This window comes from Pseudohongiella sp. SYSU M77423, from assembly GCF_029911965.1.
Taxonomy (GTDB): Bacteria; Pseudomonadota; Gammaproteobacteria; order Pseudomonadales; family Pseudohongiellaceae; genus Pseudohongiella.
This window is the reverse complement of the sequence record NZ_JARYTH010000002.1, coordinates 657,365-683,996: the sequence shown is the minus strand read 5'-3', so window position 1 is coordinate 683,996 and position 26,632 is coordinate 657,365. Positions and strand designations below refer to the sequence as shown.

The window sequence follows — 26,632 nt, the reverse complement described above, 5'->3', positions numbered from 1 at the left end:
GGTGACTGTATGAGTCATCGCCGCATTCTCGAGTCCGCAACATGAACATCCGCATTAACTGGCGTCGTGAACTGCGTTTCTGGTCCTTTCAGTTGTTGGGCTGGATGACGTGGATCGTGATGCTGGTGCTGCGCGACCTCACATTTGTTCCTCGCGAATACATTCTTGAGCGCGTCAATGTTTTTGTCGTTGATGCCCTGATAGGCATGGCGTTGACCACGGCGCTGCGTTATCTGTACCGAAGTGTTTGGGATCGGCCGGTGTATGTCCGTTTTCTGGCGGTGATGCTTGGCTGCTGGCTGGCCTCGCAGGCCTGGCGACCCATCAAGGTGCTGATTACCGATTCCGATTTTGGCGCCAGTGTGGATCTGACCGGTTATGGCTGGAACACGTTCAGCAACTGGCTGCCGATATCCATGTCACTGCTGCTGTTGTGGAGCATGCTGTACTTCATGATGAAGTATTATCAGCTGTTCCATTACGAGCGCGAAAAAAGTCTGCGCTCAGAGTCTCTGGCGCACGAAGCACAGCTGCGCATGCTGCGCTATCAGCTCAATCCACACTTTCTGTTTAATACACTCAATGCCATCTCGACGCTGATTCTGGTGCAGTCGACCGACCAGGCCAATGCGATGGTGACCCGTCTCAGCAAGTTCCTGCGTTACTCACTGGAGCACGACCCGCTGGACAAAGTCACGCTTGAGCATGAGCTGGCCAGCGTCAACCTGTATCTGGATATAGAAAAGGTCCGTTTTGAAGAACGCCTGCGGGTTGAATATGATCTGGCCGCTAGCGTCCGTCAGGCACTGGTACCCAGCATGCTGCTGCAGCCGATGGTCGAAAACTCCATCAAATACGCCATTGCACGTCACGAAAATGGCGGTACCATCTGGATCAGCGCGTCGCCGTGTGATCGCAATAAGCTGTGTATTACGGTTGCCGACGATGGCCCCGGTGCCGTGGGCGATCCGACGTCCATTGGGGTAGGATTAAAAAATATCCGTGACAGATTGCAGGAGATTTACGGTGACGAGCACCAGTTTCTGTTCTCTCCACAGGATCCAAAAGGATTTAAGGTAACGGTAGTGATTCCCTATGAAACCAGATAATTCCAAACAGTTGATACGTGCCCTGGTTGTTGATGATGAGGCTCTGGCCAGGCAGGGTCTGGAACTGCGTCTTGCTGACATCGACGGCGTCGAAGTCGTCGGCAGTTGTCAGAATGGTCGCGAAGCACTGGAGATGATCGCCGAAAAGGAACCCGATCTGATGTTTCTGGATATTCAGATGCCGGGTATGACGGGTTTCGACGTGGTTGAGCAGCTTCAGCAGGATAATATGCCGCTGATTGTGTTTGTGACGGCCTATGACGAATACGCAGTGAATGCCTTTGATATTCACGCGGTCGATTATCTGTTAAAACCCATCGAAGTCGAGCGTTTGCAGCAGGCTGTCAACAAAGTGCGGGAGCGCCTGGATCATGGGCGCGACGATCAGGAGAAACGCCAGCTTCTGGATATTGTTATCAGTCTGACGGGCAAGTCGGAACAGGCCATCGTTGAGCTGATGAGCAGCGGCAATCCGATGATGCGTTATGGCGAAAAACTGGCAATCAAGGACGGTTCATCCACGACCTTTGTGCCGGTGCGCGATATCGACTGGATTGATGCTGCCGGCGATTACATGTGTGTACATGTGAAAGGCGATACGCTGATCATGCGTACGACCATGAAAGAACTTGAATCACAACTCGACCCAAGCGTATTTCAACGTGTTCACCGCTCCACGATCGTCAATCTTGATCGGGTAGAGAAAGTGTCCTCACATATCAATGGCGAGTTCCATCTGACCCTGAGCTGCGGTACCTCGCTGAAAATGAGCCGCAGCTACAAAGACAAGGTCAAACACTTCTTTTGATGCCAGTCTGAGCTGATTTACGCCTGTCATCCTTTCAGATGTGTCAGGGGCAGGGCCGTGGTATCAAGTACTTTGCGCATGATGAAGCTGGAGTGGACATCGGCAACTCCCTCAATACGGGTCAGGGTGTTGAGCAGGAACTCCTGATAATAGTCCATATCCGGCACCACCACTTTTAACTGATAATCTGCCGATTGTCCGGTGATCAGCAGGCATTCGATGACTTCAGGGTGTTTCAGGATCTCGGACTCGAATCGCTCAAAGCGATCCGGTGTGTGGCGATCCATGCTTACCTGCACCAGCGCGCTGAGTTTAAGGCCCAGGGCAGAGGCGCTGAGTATGGTGGACTGACGTTCTATCAGGCCCTCATCCTGCATCCGTTTAACACGGCGTGCGCAAGGGGTTGCCGACAGGCCAACACGCTCTGCCAGTTCCAGATTGGTAATGGCGCCGTCTCGCTGCAGTTCCTGAAGAATTCGTCGATCCAGCTTGTCTAAATCCATGGTATTTCGCTTTGCGTGGTGAATATATCCTCAATAAAGCATAATTGTAGTTATAAAGTCCAATAATATCGAAATATGGCGTAAATTAGTGGTGGAATCACTCAAGGCATCCGACTATTCTATGCAACATCCGGCCGAACATGATTCGGAGTCCAACCCAGACAGAATGATCCTTCTGTCGGGTGCCAGGCCAGATGGGCAGTGATGGAGTCGAAGCTTAAACAGAGCACCGCTCAGCCACACTGACATCCTGACGCCACCAGCGTCAGTTCGCCTGCCGGAACAGGGCACGGACCCAGTAAGATGGATTTCACACTGGTAGCAACAGCAACGGGCAATCGCGTCAAGCGTTAGAAAAAAGCAACTGGAGTCACCGCATGTCGGAACACAATCGATTCGATCATCGTAAATACCCTGCATTCACACCTGTGGGTCTTAAGGGCCGTACCTGGCCGGATCAGGTGATCACAACTGCGCCTCGCTGGTGCAGCGTGGATCTGCGCGATGGCAATCAGGCCCTGATTGAGCCAATGTCAGTAGCGCAGAAAAAACAGATGTTCGACCTGTTGCTGGAGATAGGATTCAAGGAAATTGAAGTAGGATTTCCGTCAGCGTCACAGCCCGACTTCGATTTCGTTCGTCATCTGATCGAAGAAGACCGCATTCCCGATGATGTGACGGTGCAGGTGCTGACCCAGGCTCGGCCTGAACTGATCGCACGCACCTATGAGGCATTGAAAGGTGTCAAGCGTGCGATTGTCCATGTCTATAACTCGACCTCGGTAGTACAGCGTCAGAAAGTATTCAAAACCGACAAGCAGGGCATTATTGATATCGCAGTCCGCGGGGCCAGCGAAGTTAAACGTCACGCGGCTCTTAATCCAGAAACCGAGTGGGTATTTCAATACTCGCCCGAAAGTTTTACCGGTACCGAGGTCGACTTCGCAGTGGATGTCTGCAATGCCGTCATTGATGTGTGGCAACCGACCCCCGACTCACCCTGTATCATCAATCTGCCGGCCACTGTTGAAATGGCAACGCCCAATGTGTTCGCCGATCAGATTGAGCTGTTCTGCCGCAAGGTTGACCGGCGCGACTCGGTCATTGTCAGTCTGCACACCCACAATGACCGTGGTTGTGCAGTCGCCGCTGCCGAGCTCGGCGTAATGGCAGGGGCAGATCGTATTGAAGGCACCTTGCTGGGTAACGGCGAGCGCACCGGCAATATGGATATCATCACCATGGCGATGAATCTGTACAGCCAGGGTGTCGACCCGCGTCTGGATTTCAGCGACATGGACAAGATCTGCACCGTCAGCAAAGCCTGTACACAGATCGATGTGCACCCGCGCCAACCCTATGCTGGAGATCTGGTGTTTACGGCATTCTCAGGCAGCCATCAGGATGCCATCAAGAAATGTCTCGACCTGTATAAAGAAGGCGAAACCTGGGAGATTGCCTACCTGCCGATAGACCCGCGGGATCTCGGTCGTACCTACCAGGATGTGATTCGGGTCAACAGTCAGTCAGGCAAGGGCGGCGTCGCTTACGTGCTGCAGAGCAAGTTTGGTTTCAACCTGCCGCGCTGGCTGCAGATTGATTTCAGCCGGGTGGTCCAGAAGGAGGCGGAAACATCCGGCCAGGAGATTGCGCCGGACAAGATCTGGACCTTGTTCAAGGACACCTACCTGAGTAGTCATCAGGATGTACAGCTGCAAAATTTTAAATTTGAAAAAGTGGGCGATCGTGAACGCTTTAAGGCGGTACTGAACTGCTTTGACAAGGAGCTGGATATTGAAGGTGAAGGCGACGGTGTTGTTGATGCATTCGTTGAAGCCATCAAAAAAGCCACCGACATTGATTTCGAAATCATGGAATACGGTGAGCACGCTCTGGGTCAGGGTGCTGATGCTGAGGCGGTTACCTACATTCAATTGAAGAATGGTCTGGAGCGTTACACTGGTGTGGCCATCAGTCGGGACATTGTCAGCTCCTCGCTCAATGCGCTGCTGCGTGCTGCCGGTCAACTGATTGACGAAGCGCGGCAACGCAACGCTGCCTGAAATTTACCGGGCTCTTTGCCCGTTTAAACAGACGCTCGTGGTGCTATTCGTTGCCGCGGGCGTTTTTGTATGTACACAGCCTTGCGGTTCAGTCCGGCAGGGCATCATCACTGTTCATTGCATGCCAGTTCGTAGCATACTTCTCTCCGGCACAAGCCAAACTTTTTCTTCCTCCACTGCGACCAATCCAGCAGGCACATGAAACAGACAATCCAAGACACTAGTGATGAGGTTCTCATTGCTGCCGCGCTGGACGGCTCGCTGACAGCCTGGAATGCACTGGTTCGCCGCCATGAAAGGCAGGTGTACAACTTCAGTTTGCGGTTTACCGGCAATCCGGACGACGCCAGGGATCTGATGCAGGAAGTGTTTCTGGGTCTGTATCGCAACCTGGAGAACTTTCGCGGCCAGTCACAACTGACTACCTGGCTGTTTCGCATAGGCCACAACAAGGCGGTTGATATGGCCAGGCGGCGGCAGGCTGGACCTGTTGTGACGACGCTGGATGATGAGGTGCATGCCGAAGTGCCTCAGGCAGATGATGAAGCTGAGCTTCCGGATCGTCACTTGCAGGAGCAACAGAGTAACGCTCGCATCCAGCGTGTGTTGCAGCAACTGCCAGTTGAACAGCGCCTGGTTGTGGAGCTGAAAATTTTTCAGGAACTGACGTTTGATGATATTGCCGAGATTGAGTCTATTTCCGCCAACACGGCAAAAACGCGCTTCTACGCGGCCTTGAAGAAACTGAAATTCTTACTGGAGAGCACGCCATGAGCTGTGATCAGACCCCCCATTTAATCGCCGACTATTTCGACGATCATGCGGATGCGGCACGCCGGCAGCAAATTGACCAGCATTTGCTGGGCTGCGCTGACTGTCAGCAGGCGGTTCACGAGCTGTCACCGGCGGCAGTCATGCTTGCGCAATGGCGCGATGAGCCAGTGCCGCAGTGGAAACCTGCCAGGATCATGCAGCAGGATAAAGGTATGGCGTCGTCGCCGAATAGTCGGCATGACGAGGGCGGTCAACGACCGGCCGCTGAATCTGCCGGCCGGGCGCGCTGGTTGCAGTGGGGGCCACTGGCGGCGTCGCTGGTCATGGCCGTCGCGGTCGTGTTCCAGGTGCAGATCAACGTAAATGACCAGGGCTGGCAGCTGAGTTTTGCGGGCAGAGATGGCACAACGATGCAGACTCAGTCTCTCGACAACTATCTGGCCGATTTTGCCGAGCAGCAACAGCTCGCCAATCAGCAGATGGTAGAACAGGCCCTGGCACAGTTCGGCGAAACCAGTGCCGACAGTCTGGTTCAGCTTGTGCAGTACATCGAACAACAGCGCGAGCAGGACATGCGCCAGATGGAGGCAGGATTCAGGCAGCTATTGAACCGCAATTACCAGACAGTCAATTCCGTGCAGCAGCTGGCATCGTTTGTTCAGTATCAGGAGGCTCAGTAATGGAACCTATCTTGCGACGGCCTTTGACATCGGTGGCCCTGCTGGCGGCGCTGACTCTGACTGCTGGCAGCATCGCGGCACAAAACTCTCAGGATGTTGCAGCTGGTCATGACATGCGTCGCCCGGTTGACGTGTTCAGTGGTGTGCTTCGCGAAAGTCTCGACCTGAACCAGCGTCAGGGAATCTTCAGCCCCCGCAATGGTGATGTCACCGGGCGATATCTGCAGGGGCAGGGCGTAGTGTTGCAGGTGACCACGCCATTGCAGCGCGGTGGTTGGCCCGAGACATCCATGGACACGCTCAGTCAGTCGCTTAGCGAGCTTGGTGAACAGCTGGGTGTCATGCTGGAGCGCGGCGTTGTCGAGCGTCCCGACTTCGAGGCAGTGCGTGATGCCATGGCGCTCAGCCTGCGCACCGACGAGGTGGCACAGTTCTATCGGGAGCGTTTGCAGGCATTGTCGTCATTCGAGCTTGAGCCTGCCATTCAGCGCTCTCTGTCGGAGGCGGCAACCGTAGTGCAGCAACTGCAGCAGGCTGAGCTGCTGGATGCTGATGCGGTTCTGGCAATTGCCAGTGAGCTTTCGTCCCTGCGGGCAGAACTGAACACCCAGCTGGACCGGGCCATGCAACTGCGCGACGCAGTGCGCGAAGAGGCAGTGCAGGCGCAGGCGCTGCCAGATGACGCCACGCTGGAGCGCTGGCAGTCCATGCGTGAAGAAATTGAACAGCAGATGCTGGCGCTGGCTGAACGGTCACAACAGCAGATGGCCGAGTTGCGACAGCGACAGCAGGCACTGCGTGATCAGCAGCAGCAACAGTGGCAGCGCGATCTGGCTGCATTCGAGCAGCGACTGTTTGGCACTGTGTGCGATTATGCTGCTGGCCTCAGGCAGCTGCCGTCCGGTGAACACCTCAGCCTGGTTCTGGTTGGCACGGGGCAGCAGTTGGATAGTGGTGAGCGGCTGGATCGTATCCATGTCATCGATCAGCAGGACCTGCAGCGATGCCAGCAGGGCGAGTTGACCGGTGAAGCCCTGGCGCAGCGGGCATTGACCTACGACTATTGACGCAGAAGTACTCGATGAATTGAGCTCAGGCGCTGTTAGCCGCCAGAGTAATCTTATAGAATGGAATCACGCAGCGTTTTCTCGCTGACGCAATAACAATAAGCCCTGATGCAAGGAGTCCTCCACAGCATGGGGGCGCTGCACAACAAGGAGAATAAAATGGAATGCCCCAAATGTAATGCCAAAATGATAGAGCGATCTGTTGAGGTGCTGCATGGCACCGTAGTGATCGATCAGTGTTCCGGTTGTCAGGGCCTGTGGTTTGACAACGGTGAGGCAGAGCAGCTTAAAAAGTCCTGGATGTCTGATTTTCTGGACAGTGGCGATCCACGTGTAGGCAAAACTTACAATCGAGTCCGTGATATTCAGTGCCCGCGCTGCGGCAAATCCATGCAGAAGCTGAACGATCGCAAACAGCCCCACCTTGAATACGAGGCCTGCGAAGAGCATGGCATGTTCATGGATGCCGGAGAATTTACCGACTACAAACACGAAACCCTGATGGATATCTTCAAGGGTGTGATCGCAGCGATCCGTCGTCGCTAATCAATCTTCAGCCGCGGGTCTGGCGAATTGTGTCCATCTTGGATGTCGCCAGATCCCCTGGTCCCTGCATATCTCGGGTAAGCGTCTCACCTTGCCCAGATCCATCCACGTGTGCTCGGGTGAGTGGAAGTCGGAGCCGACAGTGGCCCACAGCTTCCGCTCAGCGGCAATGACCGACAGATTTTTGAGCATGTCCTGGTTGAGGTTCGAGTAGCTGACCTCCAGGGCGTCGCCACCCGCGTCAACAAACTCATCAATGAGTCGTCGAAATTTGGGGCGGCTTAGCGGGTAACGATCCGGGTGTGCTAGCGCTGCGACGCCGCCCGCAGCCTGAATCGCCTCGACTGCTTCTGATATTGAGCACCACTCTGCCGGCACGTACGCGCGTCCGCGCTTGGCCAGGTATTTGCTGAAGGCCTGCTGCTTGCTTTTGACAACACCCTGATGCACCAGAAACTCTGCCACATGTACGCGGCTTACCGCAGTGCAGCCCAGTGACTGCAGCCAGGTCTGCAGGCCACAGTGGCCGGCACGCTCAAGCTGAATACCAATCTTCGCAGCGCGTTCCTGCCGTCGTTGCTGCTGTTGTGCCAGCAGCTCAGAGAGCGTGGCGTTGTTGATATCCACCATCAGGCCAAGAACATGCACCTCCTGGTTGTCCCAGCGTGTGGAAATCTCTGTGCCGGGGATGATATCCAGCTGATCCGGTACATCCACCGCACCCGATGCAATCTGCAGGTGGGCATCCACACAGTCATGGTCTGTAATGGCCAATTGCTGGATGCCAAGCGATGAGGCGCGTTGCAGCAGCGTGGCGGTATCCAGATGGCCGTCAGAAAAGCGGGTATGTGAGTGCAGATCTATCATGGCGTGCAGACTACGCCAGCTGCTGGCCGGTGTAAACGCTCCCGGCCGAATAGTTGATTAAATTACTGTGGTATTCCATAATCGTTAAACAGCTGGCTACCCATTCTTTATGGATTTTTTAGCGTATGCGACTGACCACAAAAGGCCGCTATGCCGTGACCGCTATGTTGGATCTGGCTATCCATGCGGGTCGCGAGCCGGTGACCTTATCGGACATTTCAATGCGGCAGGACATTTCTTTGTCCTACCTTGAACAGCTTTTCGCCCGCCTGCGGCGGCGTGAACTGGTGCAAAGCGTGCGCGGCCCCGGTGGTGGTTACCGACTCGGGCGCAGCACCGCCGATATCGCAGTCGTGGATATCATCGACGCTGTGGATGAGTCGGTTGACGCCACTCGTTGTCAGGGGCAGGGCAACTGCCAGCAGGGCGAGATCTGTCTCACACATCATCTGTGGGAGGATCTGAGTCAGCAGATTCACACGTTTCTGGGCGGTATCAGTCTGGCCGACCTGATGAGCCGTCATGACGTTCAACGCATAGCCGACAGTCAGGATGAACGGCGGGAAGTGATCGTTCGCGACATGCGCCTGTCGTCCTGATATCAGCTTGTAATCAGGGTTGTATTCAGGAGAGTTGATGAAATTACCCGTCTATCTGGACTACGCCGCCACTACCCCTGTTGATCCCAGGGTAGCCGATCGCATGGCTAAATGCCTGACGCTGGATGGTCAATTCGGCAATCCCGCCTCACGTGCGCATCTGTTTGGCTGGCAGGCAGAAGAAGTTGTCGAAAACGCCCGCCGCGATGTGGCAGATCTGCTGCACTGTGACCCTCGTGAGATTGTCTGGACCTCGGGCGCCACTGAGGCAGACAACCTCGCCATCAAGGGTGTGGCGCAGTTTCATGCCGATCGCGGCAAACACATCATTACCTCTGCCATCGAACACAAAGCCGTCCTGGACAGCTGTCGATACCTGGAAACTCTTGGTTTTGAGGTCAGCTACCTGAAACCTGATGACACCGGGCGCATTGAGCCGGCGGCCCTGGCTGAGGCCATCCGCCCGGATACCATCCTGGTGTCGCTGATGCACGTCAACAACGAGCTGGGAACGGCCAACGATGTTAATGCTCTGGGTGAGGTTTGCAGAAGTAAAGGCGTTATATTTCATGTGGATGCGGCACAAAGCGCGGGTAAGCTGCCAATAGACCTGGGCCAGATGCCCATCGATCTGTTGTCGCTGTCGGCGCACAAGATTTACGGACCGAAAGGTATTGGCGCGCTGTATGTCCGTCGTGAGCCCAGGGTCGATCTGGTCGCGCAGATTCACGGTGGTGGCCATGAGCGGGGTATGCGCTCGGGCACGCTGCCGACGCATCAGATTGCCGGCATGGGTGATGCCTTCCGGTATGCTGCAGCAGAACTGGAGGCAGATCACCGACGCCTCACCGCGCTGCGCAAACGGTTTCTTGAAGGGCTGTCGAAGCTGGATGGCTGGAAGCTTAACGGTCATCCGGAGCAGCATGCACCCGGCATCATCAATGTCGCATTTTCCGATGTGGACGGTGAGTCACTGCTGATGGCGCTGCGTGGCATCGCCGTATCGTCCGGCTCTGCCTGCATGTCGGCGACCATGGAGCCTTCCTATGTGTTGCGTGGCATAGGCGTACCTGACGAGCTGGCCCAGGCGGCGCTGCGCTTCTCGGTAGGACGCTTCAGTACCGAACAGGACATCGATACGGCCATCGCAGCCGTGCTGGAAATGGTGCCTCGTCTCAGAGCTGTAGAATTACAGCCACGATAACCAGTATAATGCGCGCCTTTTATACACGCGACTTAAGACGCGAAATGCTGTGGAGCTGAACAATGGCAACTGAACGTACATTATCAATCATCAAACCTGATGCAGTCGGCAAAAATGTGATCGGCGAGATCTACTCCCGATTCGAGAAAGCCGGCCTGCGCATCGTTGCTGCCAAGATGGTGCAACTGACCGACGAGAGCGCTGGCGGTTTCTACGCCGAGCACAAAGAGCGCGGATTCTTCAAGGATCTGATCGCGTTCATGACCTCTGGCCCGGTCATGGTTCAGGTGCTGGAAGGTGAAGGCGCAGTGGCCATGAACCGCGAGCTGATGGGTGCCACCAACCCTGCAGAAGCCAAGCCAGGTACCATTCGTGCTGATTTCGCCAAATCCATCGATGCCAATGCCGTGCACGGTTCCGATTCTGCACAGTCTGCGGCGCGCGAAATCGCCTACTTTTTCAATGACTCAGAGATCTGCCCGCGCGGCTGATTAGCAGCGGCACTGAGCGATCCGGGAAATCACTGATGAGCGAAACGGTCACTAAAACCAATCTTTTGGGACTCAGCCTGCCCAAGCTGCAGGCTTACTTTGTCTCCATGGATGAGAAACCGTTTCGTGCCGTGCAGGTGATGAAGTGGATACACCAGCGTGGTGTCACCGACTTTGATGCGATGACAGACATCAGCAAGAGTCTGCGCGACAAACTCAAGACCAACGCGGAGATCCGCCTGCCAAACGTTGTTCAGGAATACCTGTCCAGCGACGGCTGTTATAAATGGATCGTTCAGGTTGCCAGTGGCAGCCGGGTGGAAACAGTCTATATTCCTGAGGCTGGTCGAGCTACGCTGTGCATTTCTTCTCAGGCAGGGTGTACGCTGGACTGCAGTTTCTGCGCAACCGGCAAGCAGGGCTTTAACAGTAACCTGACCACGGCAGAGATCATCGGTCAGCTCTGGTGGGCCAATCACCGTCTCAATGGTTTTGCCGAACCTCGCGCAGGCGCCGGTAAAAGCAATCGGGCGGTCAGCAATATTGTCATGATGGGCATGGGTGAACCTCTGCTCAATTTCGACAATGTCATGGATGCACTGCATCTGATGATGGAAGACAATGCCTACGGTCTGTCCAAGCGTCGTGTTACGGTCAGCACCGCAGGTGTTGTCCCTGCCATTGACCGAATGAAAGATTATACCGATGCATCGCTGGCCATTTCGCTGCACGCACCCAATGACGAGCTGCGCAACCAGATTGTGCCGGTTAACAAAAAATACCCTATCCGGGAACTTCTGCGCAGTGTTAAGGACTATATGGCTAGTCTGCCGGATAAACGGGTACCGGTTGTTGAGTACACGCTGATCGCCGGCGTCAACGATCATCGTCAGCACGCCAGAGAGCTGGCGGCGTTGCTGAAGGACTTTCCCTGCAAGATCAATCTCATCCCGTTTAATCCGTTTGAGCAGTCGGATTACCGTCGGCCAAGCAATTCGTCGGTCAACACGTTCAGGGAAATCCTGCAACAGGCTGACTACACTGTTACAGTGCGAACCACGCGTGGCGACGACATAGGTGCGGCCTGTGGTCAGCTGGTTGGCGAAGTGGCTGACCAGACCAAGCGAAGTGCACGTTACCGCAAAGCGGCCGAGTTATCGGCCGCCAATCGGCTGGATGTGCACAACGTAGTCTGACAACTGATCGCACGCCGGTGCAGGTATCAGGTCAGGCGCCGAGCTAACATGGTTCTCAATAAACAGGTCCCAAATAGGATTCAATGAATACACACGACGAAACATCGGATCAATCCGGTCTGTCTGAAGAGCAGGTCGAGCCACCATCCTCGGCTCCCGCCCAGACGCCCGGCAATCTGCTGAGAACGCAGCGTGAAACGCTGGAGCTGTCTCTGAAGCAGGTATCCGAACAATTGAATCTGACCATGCATTACATCAATTGCATGGAATCCGATAGCTACGACAAGCTGCCGGGTGATGTGTTCGTAAAGGGATATATCCGCAGCTATTCGCGCGTGCTGCAGCTCGACCCAGAGCAGATGATCGAGCTATACAATGAATTCACCAATAAAAAGGCTGCCCGTAAAGAAGAAGCCATCAAGCGCTACACGCGGCGGCGTCGTGACAAAAACCGGCCATGGATTATCGTCTCTGGCATAGCTTTTGTGGTGATGGCAGTCGCGTTGTGGTTCATCAATCAGAGCGATGAGACACCGCCTGTCGACAATGCCCTGATGGATGAGGCCGTGCGCAATGCGGTCAACGAAACTGAAGTGGGCAATGCCCTGATTGAAGATCAGCCAATAGATGAAGTGCCGGTGTTCAACAGCCCGGTAGAGCCGGAAGCGGCCAGTGACGCGTCAGTCATGGCTCTGGCATGGCCAGGCTCTGACGAACTGGAGATCATCTTCAGCGACGAAAGCTGGGTAGAGCTGGAGCACCGTGGCGGTGAAGAAAATTATCAGGATACCCACCAGCAGGGTGAAAAACTAAAGATCACCGGCACCGCGCCATTTTTATTGAATCTTGGCAACGCCAGAGCCGCGTCGGTTGTTTATAATGGTCGCGCGCTGGATATCAGCAATAACATTCGCAGTGATGACTCGGCCCGACTGAGTGTGGGGATGCAGTAACATGATGAGTGAATCGCCAATCAAACGCCGCAAAAGCCGCCAGATCATGGTGGGGCGTGTGCCTGTGGGTGGTGGTGCTCCGATTTCCGTTCAGAGCATGACCAATACGGAAACCTGTGACGTGGACGCCACCGTAGCCCAGATTCAACGGCTGGCCAATGTAGGTGCTGACATCGTCAGGGTCTCGGTGCCCAGCATGGAAGCGGCCGAAGCCTTCCGCCAGATCCGGGCTCGTGTAGACCTGCCACTGGTGGCGGATATTCATTTCGACTACAAGATCGCGCTGAAGGTCGCCGAATATGGCGTTGACTGCCTGCGCATCAATCCCGGCAATATTGGCAGCGAAAAGCGCATCCGGGCAGTCATAGACGCTGCGCGCGACAAGGGCATTCCGCTGCGCATCGGTGTTAATGCCGGCTCTCTGGGCAAGACGCTGTTGCGCAAGTACAAAGAACCGACTGCCGACGCCATGGTGGAATCGGCTCTGACGCAGATCGACATTCTCGACAAACTTGATTTCCAGGACTTCAAGATCAGTCTGAAGGCATCGGAAATATTCATGACCCTGCAGGCATACCGCACACTGGCCAGCCAGATTGAACAGCCTCTGCATCTTGGCATCACTGAGGCGGGCGGTCTGCGCTCTGGCACCGTCAAGTCGGCAATCGGTCTGGGTGCACTGTTGATGGACGGCATCGGCGATACCATCCGCATCTCGCTGGCGGCCGATCCCGTGGAAGAAATTCGCGTCGGCTTCGATATTCTCAAGAGCCTCGGGCTGCGCAGCAAAGGCGTCAATCTTGTGGCCTGTCCCAGTTGCTCACGGCAGAACTTTGATGTCATTGGTGTCGTGAATCAGCTTGAAGCCCGGCTTGAGGACATTATTACGCCCGTGGATGTTGCGGTCATCGGCTGTATCGTTAATGGACCGGGCGAAGCCAAAGTGGCAGAGATCGGCCTGACCGGTGCCAGCCCCAACAACCTGGCCTATATCGATGGCAAGCCGCACCACAAGGTGGACAATGCGACCCTGGTGGATGAACTTGAGGCCATGGTGCGGGCGCGAGTGGCAGAGAAACTCAGGGCCGAGGCAGAGCAGGCGCCGGCAGGCATCATCGCTCGCGGCTGATGAGCAGACTGGACAAGGAGTCGCTGGAAAATCTATGAGCAAGATCCAGGCAATTCGCGGGATGAACGACATACTCCCCGCAGACACGGCATTGTGGCAATACATTGAGCAGGTGGTCTCGCAGATCGTCCAGGGCTACGGATATCGCGAGATTCGATTCCCGGTGCTGGAGCAGACCCAGCTTTTCAAACGCTCTATCGGCGAAGTGACCGATATCGTTGAAAAGGAGATGTACACCTTTACCGATCGCAATGGCGATGAACTCAGTCTGCGCCCTGAAGGCACCGCTGGCTGTGTACGCGCCGCCGAGCAGCACGGCCTGCTGTACAACCAGCAACAGCGCCTCTGGTATCGTGGTCCGATGTTCCGCCATGAACGTCCGCAGAAGGGACGGTACCGTCAGTTTCATCAGGTAGGTGTCGAAGCCTTTGGCATGACCGGCCCGGATATTGATGCCGAGATCATTCTGGTATCTGCCGCGCTGTGGCGTGCACTGGGTCTGCAGCATGCTGTCAGGCTGGAAATCAACAATATCGGCACTTCAGAAGATCGCAAAGCCTATGGCGCGGCGCTGAAAGCCTTCCTGCTGTCACATGAAGCCCAGCTTGATGAAGACAGTCAGCGGCGACTGCACAGCAATCCCCTGCGCATTCTGGACAGCAAAGTGCCCCAGACACAGACGATCCTGGCAGATGCTCCTAAACTGTCTGAGTATGTTGCGGAAGAAACAGCGGTTCATTATCAGACACTTAAATCGCTGCTGGATGCCAACGGCGTGGCCTATACTGAGAACCCCAGGCTGGTGCGCGGGCTGGATTACTACAATAATCTGGTTTTCGAATGGATAACGGATGAGCTGGGTGCCCAGGGCACGGTCTGCGCTGGTGGTCGTTATGACTCGCTGGTCGCGCAGCTGGGTGGGCGTGGTACGCCGGCTGTAGGCCTGGCCTTTGGTATGGAGCGCCTGGTGCTGCTGCTGCAGAGCGCTGGCGAAGTGCCTGCCTCCCTGATGCAGCCGCTGGATGTCTATCTGCTGGGCTCAGAGGGAGTGCCGCAGTCCGCGCTGATGATGCTGGCGGAATCACTGCGGCGGCAATTGCCCAGACTCAGGCTGGCAATGCATTGTGGCGGCGGCAAGTTCAACAGCCAGCTGAAGAAAGCATATAATAGCGGCGCCAGTGCAGCTGTCATCATTGATGCAGTAGAAGGTGATGGGCTTTCGGCACGGCTGCGACGACTGGACGATGCCGGCGATACCTTTGAGCTGGATGAAGCTGGTCTGCTGGTCGCCCTGCGCCGCCTGGCCACGCCAGACGCAAGCGCTTGACAGCAGGATAACGGTAGGACACGATGCCTGCCTTAAATTGAGTATGCCCGCACTGCGAAGCAGTGGGGTCGGATTGGATTGGACAGGAGCTGGTTTGTGGCTTTAAGTGCAGCAGAAGAAGAAACCCTCGAATCGCTAAAGCGCTGGTGGCATGAAAGTGGCCGCCTGCTGGCTCTGGGAATAGCAGTGGTCGCCGCCGTTTATTTCGGCTGGCAGTTCTGGCAGAGCAGTCAACAATCGGCCGCTGCAGAAGCGTCCGCTGTCTACGACCGCCTGTCGACTCTGGCGGTCACCAACCCGGGTGAACTGATACCGGCTGAAGGACACGACGAAATCCGTCAACTGACAGCAGAGCTGAAGAACGAACACAGCAGCAGCGTCTATGCACTTTACGGTGCGCTGTTTGCGGCCCGGCTTGCGGTCGAAACGGATGATCTTGCCACCGCACGCCAGGAGCTGGAATGGCTGCTGGCAAACACACAAAGCGGCATGTTCAACAGCACCGAGCCAACCCTGATCCGGCTGGCACAGCTGCGTCTTGGACAGGTCATGCTGGCCAGTGGCGAAACAGATGAAGCCCTGGCGCTGATCAGTACTGTTGACGGCCAGGCTCTGCAATCCGAATTTGACGAGTTGCGCGGTGACATTTACCTGGCGCAGGGCAATCATGAACAGGCACTGGCGGCTTACGAGTCTGCCCAGGGCGCTGGCAACATGAGCCCGGTGTTGCAGATGAAAATGTCCGAACTGCAGGGCAGCCGTTGATTAATCCATCGATTCAGGCCATCAGACTATGACCCAAGCCATAAAGCTGGCGCTGTTGCTTACGCTTGCCGGAGTGATCAGTGCCTGCAGTCTTTTCTCTGACGACGAGACCGAACAACCGCGTGAACTGACTGACATCAATGAGCAGTTTGAGCTCGAACGTGTCTGGTCAGTCAATGTTGGCGATGGTCAGGGTGAGGGCTACAACCGTCTGGCACCCGCCATTGATGGTCAGAACATTTATGCGGCCAGTGCCGATGGCACAGTGATGGCGATCAATAAGGAGACAGGGCGCGTACTGTGGCGCGAGCGCACTGATCTGCCGATTACCGGTGGCGTTGGCGCAGCTTCTGGCTTGGTACTGGTGGGAACACTGGACGCCCGCGTGGTGGCCTTTAATCAGAGTTCCGGTGAACAGATGTGGACCACTGCGGCGACCAGCGAAGTCCTGGCCGCACCCCAGACTGACGGCCTGCGCGTAGTTGTCCAGACCATTGATGGGCGGTTGATTGGTTACGATGCACGCGATGGTGAGCGGCTGTGGATTTACGAGAACACGGTGCCGGCTCTGTCACTGCGTGGCACCAGTAAGCCGCTGATCACCGGTAATCGGGTGATTGCCGGCTTTGCCAACGGCCTGATTGCGGCAGTGGATATAACCAATGGCAACCTGCTCTGGGAAGAGCGTGTCGCCATTCCGCAGGGGCGGTACGATATTGAACGGATCATAGACATCGACGGTAACCCGACGCTGTTTGGTGGTATCGTGTATGTCAGCAGCTTTCAGGGTAACCTGATGGGACTGGATGTACAGACAGGTCGTATCGTCTGGGGTATGGCAGGCTCCAGTTACAATGCACTGGCACTGGGCCTCGGCAATATTTACTGGGTCGATGCCAACAGCCATGTGTTTGCCGTACAGAACAATTCCGAGCGAACTGTCTGGGAAAACGACGATTTGCGACTGCGCAAAGTGAACAGCCCGGTAACGTTCAACAACTACCTGGCGGTCGGTGACTTTGAGGGTTACCTGCACGTGCTGTCACAGATCGATGGCCAGATAGTTGCCCGTACACGCATTGATCGATCAGGTATTCGCGGCGAAATTATCTCCGAAGGCCGCAACCTTTACGTATTTACAAACAGCGGGCGTCTTAGCGCCTTACGCCTGCCTTGATTCCAGGGCCTGTGTCTGACAGGCCCTGACTTGCATCTGGAAATCTTATGAAGCCCGTTATCGCCCTGGTGGGTCGCCCCAATGTGGGTAAGTCCACGCTGTTCAATCGACTGACTCGCAGTCGTGATGCCCTGGTTGCCGATTTTCCCGGGCTTACCCGTGATCGCAAGTACGGTGAGGGTAAAGGCGCCAGTAAACCCTATATAGTTATCGACACCGGTGGTCTGGAAGGTGGCGAGCAGGGCATCGATTTTGCCATGGCATCGCAGTCACTGCTGGCCATGGAAGAGGCCGATGTTGTGCTGTTGCTGGTGGACGGACGGGCAGGGCTGAATCCGGCTGATATTCAGATCGTCGAGCACCTGCGCAAACTCGACAAGCCAGCTTGCCTGGTGGTCAACAAGGTCGACGGCATTGACGAGAACGTAGCCCTTGGGGATTTCTACGGGCTTGGCATGGAGCAGATATATCCGGTCACTGCCTCACAGGGGCGCGGTGTCAGCAAGCTGATCGAATCGGTGCTGGAGCGTTTTCCTGAGCCTCTGTCTGAAGAAGAGCGCGTCGAAGAAGGCATCCGCATTGCCATTGCCGGACGTCCCAATGTCGGCAAGTCCACGCTGGTCAACCGCATGCTGGGTGAGGAGCGGGTGGTCGTGTTCGACATGCCTGGCACTACACGTGACAGTATTTACATTCCTTTCGAACGGCACGGTAAACGTTATACGCTGATTGATACGGCGGGTATCCGTCGCCGTGGCAGAACGCACGAAACGGTGGAAAAGTTTTCAGTCGTTAAATCGCTGACAGCTATTCAGGATGCCAATGTCGTCGTACTGGTTATTGATGCGCGAGACGGCATCGTCGAGCAGGATCTGCATTTGCTCGGTTACGTGCTGGACGCCGGGCGGGCCCTGGTGATCGCCCTGAATAAATGGGACGGCATGGACACCGAGCAGAAGGAACGCATCAAGAGTGACATCCGGCGCCGTTTCTCCTTCGTGGATTTTGCCGCCATTCATTTCATCTCTGCCCTGCATGGCACTGGAGTTGGCGATCTGTACAAGTCCATTGAAAAAGCCTACGAGTCCGCGAAACGGCAATTAAGCACCAACCAGCTGACCCGGATTCTGCAGGATGCGGTAACCGATCATGCACCGCCAATGGTCAATGGTCGTCGCATCAAAATGAAATACGCCCATGCGGGTGGTCAGAATCCGCCGATCATCGTGATTCACGGCAAGCAGACCGACAAGCTGCCTGACCATTACAAGCGCTATCTGGAGAAAACATTCCGGGAAGTGCTGAAGCTGGAGGGCACACCTGTTCGCATCGAACTGCGCAGTGATGCCAATCCATATACACAGCACGAGCAGGGTATGACCCCGCAGCAGGTTGCCCAGAAACGCCGAATTGCCAAAAACCGCGCGCAGGGCGGAACACACGCGGATGAACGCAAGACTCCGCGCCGTCGACCTGCTGGTCCCGGCGGTGGTCGAAAGAGCTCCTGATATCAAAACCCTGACGTGCGGCTGGAGCAACGCATGCCTATCAGTAAAACAGCCCGTCTGAACCTGTCAGCTGTCATATTGCTGACACTGGTCGCCTGTAGTGAGGACCCGGCGCATTTGCAGCCGACCGGCTTTTCTGTGTCGGCGCCTGAGCTTGCTACACCCTTTGATCAATACCTGGAACAAAGCCGCACACAGGTCAGTTCTGCGCTGCAGCGAACCTTTACTGAAGATCAGCTTCCGTTTGGCGAGACTTATTCGCTGGCTGAGGTGGCAGCAATGCGCAGTCCCTACCAGCTGGAGAGCCGCTCCGGCTGCGCGCCCGGACAACGCCCGATAGGGTTTTTGCTGTTGCACGGGCTCAGTGATTCACCCTATTTGCTGTCCGCGATGGCCCGCGATCTGGTCGCAGCCGATAATTGCGCCGTAGCGCGTGCGCTGCTGCTGCCCGGTCACGGGACGGCACCTGGCGATCTGGCACAGGCCACCCGGCGCGACTGGCAGCAGGCGGCACGTTATGGCGTCGAATCGTTTGCAGGCGAGGTTGATTCCTTGACTGTGGTGGGGTATTCAGCAGGCGCCACGCTGGCGATCGATCTCCTCAATCGACAACGTGAATCCGGCAATGTCATTGATCAGCAGGTCGACTCGTTGATCCTGATGTCACCAGCGCTGGGGCTGCCGGGATTTACGGTGCGGCTATCTCCGTATCTGGGCTGGCTTGTCCGTTGGACGGGCATTGAACAGGAACGCGATGCGGCCAAGTATGAATCCTTTTCCGTGCCTGCTGGCGGCCAATTCTATCGGCTTCTGCAGGAACTTGAGTGGCAGCAATGGCAGCCCCTCGACGTCCCCGTGATGATGGTCGTCAGCGATGCCGACGAAACCGTGAGTGTGCCGGATGCGGCGCAGTTTTTCTGTCAGCAGCTCAGTCCTGAATCGCGGCAGCTGCTGTGGTATGACTCGGCCGCCCTGCAGGCACCCGACTGCAGCGGTGTTACTCGAGTTGATGTCAGTGCTAATGACTATCGTGTGCGAAGCCTGTCACATGTGGGTCTGACGCTGCCGCCAGACGATCCACACTATGGTTTTCAGGGTTATTACCGCCAGTGTCTGCACTACGCGGCTGAGTCCGAACAGCGACAGCAATGCCAGCAGGATGATGACAGCAGCATCTTTGCCGAGCGGCATCTGCTCGAATCGCTGGGCATCGAACAGCCGGGTACCCTGCTGCGTCGAACCACCTTTAACCCGTTTTATGATGATATGATGAGTCGAATCCTGCGTTTCCTTGGTCAGGAATAACAGGAAACAGCAATAAACACGGGATAAAACGACATGAGTCAGTCCAGCGTCTGGCACGATTGCGGTTTCAAGATTGCCTGTATCGATACCGGGCTGTTCCGTGACGGTCTGGCAGCCTGCTATCTCATCGAACATGATGGCGAAGCAGCACTGGTGGATACCGGCACTCGCAACAGTCTGCCCAGAATCATGCAGACACTGGCTGATCACAATATCTCACCGGAGCAGGTGCGCTGGATTATGCCCACGCACGTACATCTGGATCATGCCGGTGGTGCCGGTGCGCTGATGGATGAAATGCCAGAGGCGACGCTGGTCGTTCATGAGCGCGGTGCCCGCCATATGATAACGCCGGAGAAACTGCAGGCCGGATCAATGGCCGTGTACGGCGAAGAGGCCTACGATGCCGCGTTTGGTCAGCTGGTCCCGGTGCCCGCGCAGCGAGTCTGTATTGCCGCGGATGGTGACAGTTTTGACCTTGGCTCGCGGCGATTGCAGACGCTGAACACGGCTGGCCATGCGCGCCACCATTACGTGGTATGGGATGAACACAGCAGTGGACTGTTCACCGGCGACACATTCGGCGTCAGCTATCCGGAGCTGAACACTGGCCGTGGCAGCCGTTTTATCTTTCCACCCAGTACACCAGTGCAGTTTGACCCGGCTGCCTGGCATGAATCACTGAACCGCCTGATGACCTTACCTGTCGAGCGGGTATTCCTGACGCATTTTGGGATGCACGAACAGCCCGCCGAGCTGGCAGCGCTATTGCACGAACAAATAGATGTCTATGCCAATCTGGCGCGTCAGATCGGCGCCGAATTCAGTCGCAGGCTTGATGAGGTGGATAGCGATGCTGAGGCGCTGGCCGATGCCATGCAGCGCCGCCTTCAGTCGCGTCTCATGCAGCACAGTCTGGATGAACTGGCGGCCCGTCAGTGCACGGTACCGCCGTCCGTCATCCGCCAGAAGCTGGCAGGCGATATGCAGCTCAATGCGCAGGGACTACTGCACTGGCTGGCGCAGTCAGTTCCTCACGGCTCTGGCGGCTAACGCTGGCCGCGGATCAGAGAGTCGACGCTGAGCTTGCCAGGTCCGAAAGCAAACAGAACAAAAAAGACCACGAAGTACATCGCCGCCAGTTCACCATTGTTCAGCGTCGGAAACCAGGCCGGATGGGCTGTCGCATAGGCCATGATCATCAGCAGGGCACACAGTCCTGCCGACAGACGACTGAACAGGCCCAGCACCAGCAGTGCGCCGCCGAATACCTCAATCACGCCGGCGATCCATAGCATGTTGACCATCAGGTCGATGCCGAAAAAGTCCATGCCGCCAAGCACTGGCTGCGCATTGTCGCCAAACAGTTTTGGCCAGCCATGAGTCATGAACATCAATGCCGCCAGTATCCGCATGATGGTCCACGACAGGGTCTGACAGTTATCTGCGATTGCATTAAAAAGTCTTTCCAGAGATTTGCCAATTGCCATTGTTCAGGTTCCTTGAGAGCTTGTTGTAGTCGCTGTTACTGAAGTCAACGGTGGGACATGCATGTCCCGTCCTGCTCGCAGCGAGCATAGACTTAATCCCGGCAATGGGCTACCCTTTTTCGATTGATTGACGCCTCAGGATTATCGACACGCATGGCCGAGCTGCTGCGCCGCTTTACCAATCCCCGATTTGATCTCAGCCCTCAGGAACGCACGCTGGCATGGCGTCTGCACCTGGATCTGCCGTTGCTGACCGCATTGCTGATGCTCAGCCTGCTGGGCATGGTCGTGCTGTATAGCGCCTCGGGTGAAGATATGGGTTCGGTAGTCAGGCAGGGCGTTCGTCTGGGCGTCGGCTTCACGGCATTGCTGATCATTGCGCAGTTGCCGCCCCGCACCTTCCACTACTGGGCAGTTCCGCTATTTGCTGCGGGCGTTGTGCTGCTGATTCTGGTGCTGTTTTTTGGTTCGATACGCAATGGCGCCCAGCGCTGGCTGGCCATCCCCGGGCTGGGCCTGTTTCAGCCCTCGGAGATCATGAAACTGGGCCTGCCCATCATGGTGGCCTGGTACTTCAGCAAACGCAGCCTGCCACCGCGCTATACCGATATCCTGATCGCGCTGGTAATTGTCGGTATACCCAGTGCGCTGATCGCCAACCAGCCCGACCTGGGAACAGCAATTCTGGTTGGCATGGCTGGCATCATTGTGCTGTTCTTCGCCGGTATATCCTGGCGTATCGTCTCATCGGCAGTAATCGCCGCCATGGTGGCAGCTCCATTGATGTATATGTTTGTCCTCGAACCGTATCAGCGCCGCCGCGTCGATACCCTGTTCAATCCTGAAGCTGACCCGCTGGGCGCCGGCTGGAACATTATCCAGTCAAAGATAGCCATCGGCTCTGGCGGGCTGTTTGGCAAAGGCTGGCTCAACGGCACCCAGTCACGGCTCGACTTTTTGCCGGAATCATCAACCGACTTCATCCTGGCGGTCATCGGTGAAGAGTTTGGATTCCTGGGTATCGCCATTTTGCTGGCGCTTTACATGTTCATTGTCGGGCGTAGCATGTTTATTGCCTGGCAGGCCCGCGAAACCTTCTCCAGATTGCTGGGCATCAGCCTGGGACTGACCTTCTGTATCTATGTAGTAGTGAACATGGGTATGGTGTCCGGCCTGTTGCCGGTGGTTGGTGTTCCGCTGCCGCTGGTGAGCTATGGTGGTACCTCTGCGGTGACGCTGCTGGTCGGATTCGGCATTCTGATGTCTATTCATACCCATCGCCGCCTGCTGCCTCCCTGATACTTCTTCAGGCGCTCGATTTTTCTCAAGTTTTTGTTCCCGTCTGCCGTTATGTAATTGTGACAACGATTAATTGCAGGGGAGCAAGGTGTCGTTATGATTTCGAATGTAAAGCTGCCAGCCATGCCCGTTCTGGGGCTGATGGCGATTCAGTTCGTGTTGTTTGTGTCAGGTATTTTGCTGTTTGAAGGTGGAGCTATGTGGCTGGTGCTGGCACTGGCGACACTGGGTCTGGCGCTGACCGGCATGCTGATGAGACCGGGCAGCACAGCGGTATCCGACGAATTGCTGCAGGTGTTGCGAACCGTGAACGAGGCACAGGGTGATCTGTCTCTGCGCATGCGTGAATCGGGTGATGCGCGCAGCGTTGAGACAGCGAAACTGTTCAACCAGTTTATGGAGCGATTGCGCGCTGCGCTGGAAGATCTGCGCAACCACAGTATTCGGGTAACGCTGACCTCTGCTCAGGGGCGCAAGATTGCCGAGCAGGCCAGTGTCGATGCCGGCAAGCAGGAAGACTATTCCGAGATCATCTATAACTCCAGCGAAGAAACGGCAACGGCGATCGAGCAGCTGTCCCGCTGGACAAGTAATATTGCCGATCTGAACTCGCGCAATCTGACCACTGCCAAGCAGGCTGTCGGCGAATTGCAGCAGGCGAATCGTCAGATCAGCGGCGTCGGCGACATGATGCAGCAGTTCCATGGCACCGTGGCGCAGCTGGAAAGCACATCAGAAAATATTCGTGTCATCCTTAGTACCGTTCAGGGCTTTGCTGCGCAGACCAACATGCTGGCGCTAAACGCTGCCATCGAAGCGGCCAGGGCAGGTGAACAGGGTCGAGGATTTGCAGTCGTGGCCGATGAAGTGCGGGACCTGGCCGTAAAAGTTCGGGGTTCGGCCGATGAAATTGGTGCCCTGCTTGAAGACATGATTGCCGTTGTGTCCCAGACCTCTACTGGCACCGAAAAAATGATCAGCGAGACAGCGCTGGCACGAACTTCAATCGACAAATCCGCCAATGACTTCCATCAGATGATGGACGGCTTTGAATCGAGTCAGGCTGACCTGCTGCAGGCCAGCTCCGCCGCGGGGCAACTATCCGTCAACAACAACGACATTCGTAGCCGCAGCCATGAAATACGTGATCTGGGTCATCGCATCCGCAAGGACATGGAACAGAACAACGCGCAGACACATGAACTGCTCGATTCTACCGACAAAGCGCTGCACAAATTATGTCAGTTCCGGATAGGGCGAGGTGAACTTGAGGAAGTGCTGGAGATTCTGGAACATCGACGTGACCAGATTGAACCGGCGCTGGCCACCCTGCAGCGCAGTGGCGTAGATATGTTTGACCGTGATCACAAGCCGATTGACGGCACCAATCCGATCAAATATGACGTTTCCTATGCCAGAGCTTTTCAGAAAGCATGTCAGCATTTTATCGATCAGTGGGCGAGTGAACAGGACGGTTCGCTTTACTGTCTGCCATTGGACAGCAAGGGCTATGTGGCGATTCACCGCAGTGAGCTGTCCCAGGAGCCGACAGGCGATCCGAAAATCGATCTGGCCAAGAGCCGGCATATGCGTTTCTTCCAGAATCGCGATATTCCGTACATGGGTCGTTTCCGTCTGCAGAGCTACCTGCGCGACACCGGCGAGGTGATGTTCAACCTGTCCGTGCCGATACATATTGATGGCAAGTACTGGGGCGGCCTGTTCCTGGGATTGCCGGCCGCCCGTCTGGGTCTGGATCTGTAATTTGCGTCAGCCTTACTCGCTGGCGCTGTTGACCAGGGCAATCATGTCGACCGGGTTTTGTGGTACCGGCACCTGGCGCCCATTCACAAACAGCGACGGCGTTGATCGCACACCTGCCCGGGTACCGCCGCGCTGATCATTGCGCACTTTCTGCAATAGCGTATCGTCCTGCATATCCTGGTGAGCCTGTTCGACATTCAGATCAAGCTGCTCCAGGTACCCATCAAATTCCGCCTCAACAGAAGCCAGGCCTGACCAGTAGGCCTGATTCATGAACAGCAGGTCATACATTTCCCAGAACTTGCCCTGGCGTCCGGCAGCCTCAGAGTAGAGTGCCGCAGTCCAGGCAAATGGATGCGTGGTGGTCAGTGGATAGTGCCGGAACACCAACTGTACATCGCTGGCAATTCGTGGCCAGGCCTGACTCATGACACGGTGCTCGGTGGCGCAGGCAGGACACTGAAAGTCTGCGTAGACCACCAGCGTGGTGTCGGCCTCAGGGTTGCCACGCACATGGTCTGTCGGTCCGATTTCATCTGGCGGATAGACTTCACCCTGGCCCATCAAACCGTACAACACGCCAATCAATATCAGAGGCACGAGGATAACCAGTGCCAGACGGGTCAGGTTCTTCTGCAGGGCTGCTTTTTTCTCGGCCGCCTGTTGTTTTTGTTCGCGAATCAGCCGCTGCTGTTCCCGTTTATTCATTGAGTCCTCCGTTGTCGGTATTGCGATTGACCGCTCTGGTTTCACTGATGATTTCGCCGTCTGCCAGTCGGGTTGTCAGCACGTCCCCCACAGAAACTGCTGCGACACTGGTGATCAGCGACCCGTCGTCCCGACGCGTGATGCTATAACCTCTTTGCAGGGTCTGCAATGGACTGATGGCGTCCAGATTGCGCGCCAGCATGTGCAGTGAGGTACGCTTTTGCTGCAGGAGTCGACTGATCGAGCGGCCCAGGCGATGCTCGAGCTGATCCAGACGCTGCGCCTGATCCTGCAGGCGCCGCCCGGGGTGCTGTAGACGTCGTTGCAGCCATTCCAGTTGCTGCTGGCGCTGGCTTATTTGCCCCTGCATGGTCCGCACCAGGCGGGACTGAAGATTCTGTAAGCGCTGCAGCAGCGCCTGCTGGTCGGGGCTGAGCAGTTCAGCAGCAGCCGATGGTGTCGGTGCGCGCACGTCAGCAACAAAGTCAGCAATACTGACATCGGTTTCGTGGCCAACGGCGCTGACCACGGGCAGCTCACTGCTGGCTATCGCTCTTGCCACGGCTTCGTCATTAAACGCCTGCAGGTCTTCCAGTGATCCGCCGCCGCGCGCCAGCGTAATCACATCCAGACCCAGCTCCATGGCCAGACGATTCGCATCGGCAATTGCCCTGATGATGGCAGCGGGGGCATCCTGGCCCTGCACAGGGACAGGGAACACGGTTACCTGCATGGCCGGGTAGCGGCGCTGGAACACGCTGAGAATATCGCGGATGACAGCGCCGGTCGGGGAGGTGATGACGGCAACGTGACGACAGGGTTCCGGCAGCGGGCGTTTGCGGGCACTGGCGAACAGGCCTTCCGCGTTGAGTTTGGCCTTGAGGGCATCAAAGGCTTTTTGCAGCGCGCCGGCGCCGGCATCCTGCAGTGACTCCAGAATCAGCTGATAGTCGCCACGCCCCTCGTACAGACTGACCTTGCCCTTGACGATGACCTGCATGCCATTGCTCGGCCGGAAGCGAACGCCAATATTGCGGTTGCGAAACATGGCACAACGCACCTGGGCCTGGCCGTCTTTAAGCGTAAGATACCAGTGTCCGGATGACGGCACTGACAGATTGGAGATCTCGCCTTCGACCATGACGGCCGGGAAACACTCTTCCAGCAGGCCACGCGCCAGCCGGTTGAGAGTGCTGACACTGAGCACGGTGTTATCCAGGGAAGCGGTCGGGGAGGCGTCAAAAGAGTCATTGATCATTGCCGCAGTTTACCTCAGGGACTGTGATCTGTATAATCGCGT

General features: G+C 56.2%; 26 protein-coding genes. 21 read left to right on the top strand and 5 right to left on the bottom strand.

The genetic code is table 11. The annotated features are described in order from the left end of the window. Positions 1-41: 41 nt before the first annotated feature. Both QGM61_RS06955 and QGM61_RS06950 read left to right on the top strand, forming a co-directional pair. A complete protein-coding gene (locus QGM61_RS06955; protein WP_237133677.1) occupies positions 42-1,109 on the top strand; it encodes a sensor histidine kinase in 1,068 nt (355 codons plus the stop codon). Beyond that, positions 1,096-1,917, top strand: coding sequence for a LytR/AlgR family response regulator transcription factor (locus QGM61_RS06950; RefSeq protein WP_281132443.1), 822 nt, complete (start codon positions 1,096-1,098; stop codon positions 1,915-1,917). Before QGM61_RS06955 ends, QGM61_RS06950 begins: the two co-directional genes overlap by 14 nt. Positions 1,918-1,943: 26 nt before the next feature. Here the strand turns inward: QGM61_RS06950 and QGM61_RS06945 are convergent, their stop codons facing one another. Beyond that, positions 1,944-2,420, bottom strand: a complete 477-nt coding sequence (locus tag QGM61_RS06945; protein ID WP_237133679.1) for an Lrp/AsnC family transcriptional regulator — start codon at positions 2,418-2,420, stop codon at positions 1,944-1,946. 377 nt (positions 2,421-2,797) lie between these two features. Between QGM61_RS06945 and leuA the strand changes: the two genes are divergently transcribed. The 5 genes from leuA (at position 2,798) to QGM61_RS06920 (ending at position 7,550) form a co-directional block, all read left to right on the top strand. Further along, the gene (gene leuA / locus QGM61_RS06940) at positions 2,798-4,483 is read left to right on the top strand and encodes a 2-isopropylmalate synthase (protein ID WP_281132442.1); all 1,686 of its coding nucleotides are present in this window, start codon (positions 2,798-2,800) and stop codon (positions 4,481-4,483) included. A gap of 198 nt (positions 4,484-4,681) precedes the next feature. Further along, complete coding sequence (locus QGM61_RS06935) at positions 4,682-5,257, top strand: RNA polymerase sigma factor (RefSeq protein ID WP_281132441.1); 576 nt, start codon at positions 4,682-4,684, stop codon at positions 5,255-5,257. Then, on the top strand, positions 5,254-5,937 hold the full coding sequence (locus QGM61_RS06930) for a zf-HC2 domain-containing protein (RefSeq protein ID WP_281132440.1): 684 nt from the start codon (positions 5,254-5,256) through the stop codon (positions 5,935-5,937). Before QGM61_RS06935 ends, QGM61_RS06930 begins: the two co-directional genes overlap by 4 nt. Beyond that, entirely contained in the window at positions 5,937-7,004 is a 1,068-nt protein-coding gene (locus QGM61_RS06925; RefSeq protein ID WP_281132439.1) for a hypothetical protein, read from the top strand. The genes QGM61_RS06930 and QGM61_RS06925 overlap by 1 nt, the downstream gene beginning before the upstream one ends. 159 nt (positions 7,005-7,163) lie before the next feature. Then, entirely contained in the window at positions 7,164-7,550 is a 387-nt protein-coding gene (locus tag QGM61_RS06920; RefSeq protein WP_237133684.1) for a zf-TFIIB domain-containing protein, read from the top strand. Here QGM61_RS06920 and QGM61_RS06915 read toward each other — a convergent pair whose 3' ends face one another. Beyond that, positions 7,551-8,417: a PHP domain-containing protein gene (locus QGM61_RS06915; RefSeq protein ID WP_281132438.1), complete on the bottom strand. Its 867-nt coding sequence runs from the start codon at positions 8,415-8,417 to the stop codon at positions 7,551-7,553. 125 nt (positions 8,418-8,542) lie between these two features. On the opposite strand from QGM61_RS06915, the gene iscR reads away from it, so the two are divergent. From iscR to QGM61_RS06855, 12 genes are all read left to right on the top strand, one after another. After that, complete coding sequence (iscR, locus tag QGM61_RS06910; RefSeq protein WP_237133686.1) at positions 8,543-9,016, top strand: Fe-S cluster assembly transcriptional regulator IscR; 474 nt, start codon at positions 8,543-8,545, stop codon at positions 9,014-9,016. A gap of 37 nt (positions 9,017-9,053) precedes the next feature. Continuing rightward, positions 9,054-10,220 (top strand): IscS subfamily cysteine desulfurase, encoded by a 1,167-nt coding sequence (locus QGM61_RS06905; protein WP_281132437.1) that lies wholly within the window; start codon positions 9,054-9,056, stop codon positions 10,218-10,220. A 62-nt stretch (positions 10,221-10,282) separates the two neighbouring features. Further along, entirely contained in the window at positions 10,283-10,711 is a 429-nt protein-coding gene (ndk, locus tag QGM61_RS06900; protein ID WP_237133688.1) for a nucleoside-diphosphate kinase, read from the top strand. Between the two features lie 35 nt (positions 10,712-10,746). Further along, positions 10,747-11,907, top strand: coding sequence for a 23S rRNA (adenine(2503)-C(2))-methyltransferase RlmN (rlmN, locus tag QGM61_RS06895; protein WP_281132436.1), 1,161 nt, complete (start codon positions 10,747-10,749; stop codon positions 11,905-11,907). A gap of 83 nt (positions 11,908-11,990) precedes the next feature. Next, on the top strand, positions 11,991-12,860 hold the full coding sequence (locus QGM61_RS06890) for a RodZ domain-containing protein (protein ID WP_237133690.1): 870 nt from the start codon (positions 11,991-11,993) through the stop codon (positions 12,858-12,860). Position 12,861: 1 nt separating this feature from the next. Then, entirely contained in the window at positions 12,862-13,989 is a 1,128-nt protein-coding gene (ispG, locus tag QGM61_RS06885) for a flavodoxin-dependent (E)-4-hydroxy-3-methylbut-2-enyl-diphosphate synthase (RefSeq protein WP_237133691.1), read from the top strand. A gap of 34 nt (positions 13,990-14,023) precedes the next feature. Beyond that, positions 14,024-15,316, top strand: a complete 1,293-nt coding sequence (hisS, locus tag QGM61_RS06880; protein WP_237133692.1) for a histidine--tRNA ligase — start codon at positions 14,024-14,026, stop codon at positions 15,314-15,316. A 96-nt stretch (positions 15,317-15,412) separates the two neighbouring features. Continuing rightward, positions 15,413-16,081, top strand: a complete 669-nt coding sequence (locus tag QGM61_RS06875) for a YfgM family protein (protein ID WP_237133693.1) — start codon at positions 15,413-15,415, stop codon at positions 16,079-16,081. A gap of 28 nt (positions 16,082-16,109) precedes the next feature. Then, the gene (bamB, locus tag QGM61_RS06870) at positions 16,110-17,258 is read left to right on the top strand and encodes an outer membrane protein assembly factor BamB (RefSeq protein ID WP_237133694.1); all 1,149 of its coding nucleotides are present in this window, start codon (positions 16,110-16,112) and stop codon (positions 17,256-17,258) included. 47 nt (positions 17,259-17,305) lie between these two features. Then, entirely contained in the window at positions 17,306-18,766 is a 1,461-nt protein-coding gene (der, locus tag QGM61_RS06865; RefSeq protein ID WP_237133695.1) for a ribosome biogenesis GTPase Der, read from the top strand. A gap of 33 nt (positions 18,767-18,799) precedes the next feature. Then, positions 18,800-20,071 carry an alpha/beta hydrolase gene (locus QGM61_RS06860; protein ID WP_281132435.1) on the top strand — a complete coding sequence of 424 codons (1,272 nt, stop codon included), beginning with the start codon at positions 18,800-18,802 and terminating at the stop codon, positions 20,069-20,071. A gap of 33 nt (positions 20,072-20,104) precedes the next feature. Further along, on the top strand, positions 20,105-21,124 hold the full coding sequence (locus tag QGM61_RS06855; protein WP_281132434.1) for an MBL fold metallo-hydrolase: 1,020 nt from the start codon (positions 20,105-20,107) through the stop codon (positions 21,122-21,124). Here the strand turns inward: QGM61_RS06855 and QGM61_RS06850 are convergent. After that, positions 21,121-21,561: a DoxX family protein gene (locus QGM61_RS06850; protein WP_281132433.1), complete on the bottom strand. Its 441-nt coding sequence runs from the start codon at positions 21,559-21,561 to the stop codon at positions 21,121-21,123. The two genes, QGM61_RS06855 and QGM61_RS06850, sit on opposite strands and share 4 nt — an antisense overlap. Positions 21,562-21,714: 153 nt before the next feature. Between QGM61_RS06850 and rodA the strand changes: the two genes are divergently transcribed. Beyond that, positions 21,715-22,860, top strand: coding sequence for a rod shape-determining protein RodA (rodA, locus tag QGM61_RS06845; protein WP_281132432.1), 1,146 nt, complete (start codon positions 21,715-21,717; stop codon positions 22,858-22,860). Positions 22,861-22,956: 96 nt separating this feature from the next. Beyond that, positions 22,957-24,624, top strand: coding sequence for a methyl-accepting chemotaxis protein (locus tag QGM61_RS06840; protein ID WP_281132431.1), 1,668 nt, complete (start codon positions 22,957-22,959; stop codon positions 24,622-24,624). A 12-nt stretch (positions 24,625-24,636) separates the two neighbouring features. On the opposite strand, the gene QGM61_RS06835 is transcribed toward QGM61_RS06840, so the two are convergent. Together QGM61_RS06835 and xseA are read right to left on the bottom strand one after the other, a co-directional pair. Continuing rightward, a complete protein-coding gene (locus QGM61_RS06835; RefSeq protein ID WP_281132430.1) occupies positions 24,637-25,332 on the bottom strand; it encodes a DsbA family protein in 696 nt (231 codons plus the stop codon). Continuing rightward, complete coding sequence (gene xseA / locus QGM61_RS06830) at positions 25,325-26,590, bottom strand: exodeoxyribonuclease VII large subunit (RefSeq protein ID WP_281132429.1); 1,266 nt, start codon at positions 26,588-26,590, stop codon at positions 25,325-25,327. The genes QGM61_RS06835 and xseA overlap by 8 nt, the downstream gene beginning before the upstream one ends. Positions 26,591-26,632 lie beyond the last annotated feature (42 nt).

Bases quoted from the DNA above. Each gene is read 5' to 3' on its own strand.
- QGM61_RS06955 (WP_237133677.1), top strand. From the start codon at position 42: ATGAACATCCGCATTAACTGGCGTCGTGAACTGCGTTTCTGGTCCTTT.
- QGM61_RS06950 (WP_281132443.1), top strand. From the start codon at position 1,096: ATGAAACCAGATAATTCCAAACAGTTGATACGTGCCCTGGTTGTTGAT.
- QGM61_RS06945 (WP_237133679.1), bottom strand. From the start codon at position 2,420: ATGGATTTAGACAAGCTGGATCGACGAATTCTTCAGGAACTGCAGCGA.
- leuA (WP_281132442.1), top strand. From the start codon at position 2,798: ATGTCGGAACACAATCGATTCGATCATCGTAAATACCCTGCATTCACA.
- QGM61_RS06935 (WP_281132441.1), top strand. From the start codon at position 4,682: ATGAAACAGACAATCCAAGACACTAGTGATGAGGTTCTCATTGCTGCC.
- QGM61_RS06930 (WP_281132440.1), top strand. From the start codon at position 5,254: ATGAGCTGTGATCAGACCCCCCATTTAATCGCCGACTATTTCGACGAT.
- QGM61_RS06925 (WP_281132439.1), top strand. From the start codon at position 5,937: ATGGAACCTATCTTGCGACGGCCTTTGACATCGGTGGCCCTGCTGGCG.
- QGM61_RS06920 (WP_237133684.1), top strand. From the start codon at position 7,164: ATGGAATGCCCCAAATGTAATGCCAAAATGATAGAGCGATCTGTTGAG.
- QGM61_RS06915 (WP_281132438.1), bottom strand. From the start codon at position 8,417: ATGATAGATCTGCACTCACATACCCGCTTTTCTGACGGCCATCTGGAT.
- iscR (WP_237133686.1), top strand. From the start codon at position 8,543: ATGCGACTGACCACAAAAGGCCGCTATGCCGTGACCGCTATGTTGGAT.
- QGM61_RS06905 (WP_281132437.1), top strand. From the start codon at position 9,054: ATGAAATTACCCGTCTATCTGGACTACGCCGCCACTACCCCTGTTGAT.
- ndk (WP_237133688.1), top strand. From the start codon at position 10,283: ATGGCAACTGAACGTACATTATCAATCATCAAACCTGATGCAGTCGGC.
- rlmN (WP_281132436.1), top strand. From the start codon at position 10,747: ATGAGCGAAACGGTCACTAAAACCAATCTTTTGGGACTCAGCCTGCCC.
- QGM61_RS06890 (WP_237133690.1), top strand. From the start codon at position 11,991: ATGAATACACACGACGAAACATCGGATCAATCCGGTCTGTCTGAAGAG.
- ispG (WP_237133691.1), top strand. From the start codon at position 12,862: ATGATGAGTGAATCGCCAATCAAACGCCGCAAAAGCCGCCAGATCATG.
- hisS (WP_237133692.1), top strand. From the start codon at position 14,024: ATGAGCAAGATCCAGGCAATTCGCGGGATGAACGACATACTCCCCGCA.
- bamB (WP_237133694.1), top strand. From the start codon at position 16,110: ATGACCCAAGCCATAAAGCTGGCGCTGTTGCTTACGCTTGCCGGAGTG.
- der (WP_237133695.1), top strand. From the start codon at position 17,306: ATGAAGCCCGTTATCGCCCTGGTGGGTCGCCCCAATGTGGGTAAGTCC.
- QGM61_RS06860 (WP_281132435.1), top strand. From the start codon at position 18,800: ATGCCTATCAGTAAAACAGCCCGTCTGAACCTGTCAGCTGTCATATTG.
- QGM61_RS06855 (WP_281132434.1), top strand. From the start codon at position 20,105: ATGAGTCAGTCCAGCGTCTGGCACGATTGCGGTTTCAAGATTGCCTGT.
- QGM61_RS06850 (WP_281132433.1), bottom strand. From the start codon at position 21,561: ATGGCAATTGGCAAATCTCTGGAAAGACTTTTTAATGCAATCGCAGAT.
- rodA (WP_281132432.1), top strand. From the start codon at position 21,715: ATGGCCGAGCTGCTGCGCCGCTTTACCAATCCCCGATTTGATCTCAGC.
- QGM61_RS06840 (WP_281132431.1), top strand. From the start codon at position 22,957: ATGATTTCGAATGTAAAGCTGCCAGCCATGCCCGTTCTGGGGCTGATG.
- QGM61_RS06835 (WP_281132430.1), bottom strand. From the start codon at position 25,332: ATGAATAAACGGGAACAGCAGCGGCTGATTCGCGAACAAAAACAACAG.
- xseA (WP_281132429.1), bottom strand. From the start codon at position 26,590: ATGATCAATGACTCTTTTGACGCCTCCCCGACCGCTTCCCTGGATAAC.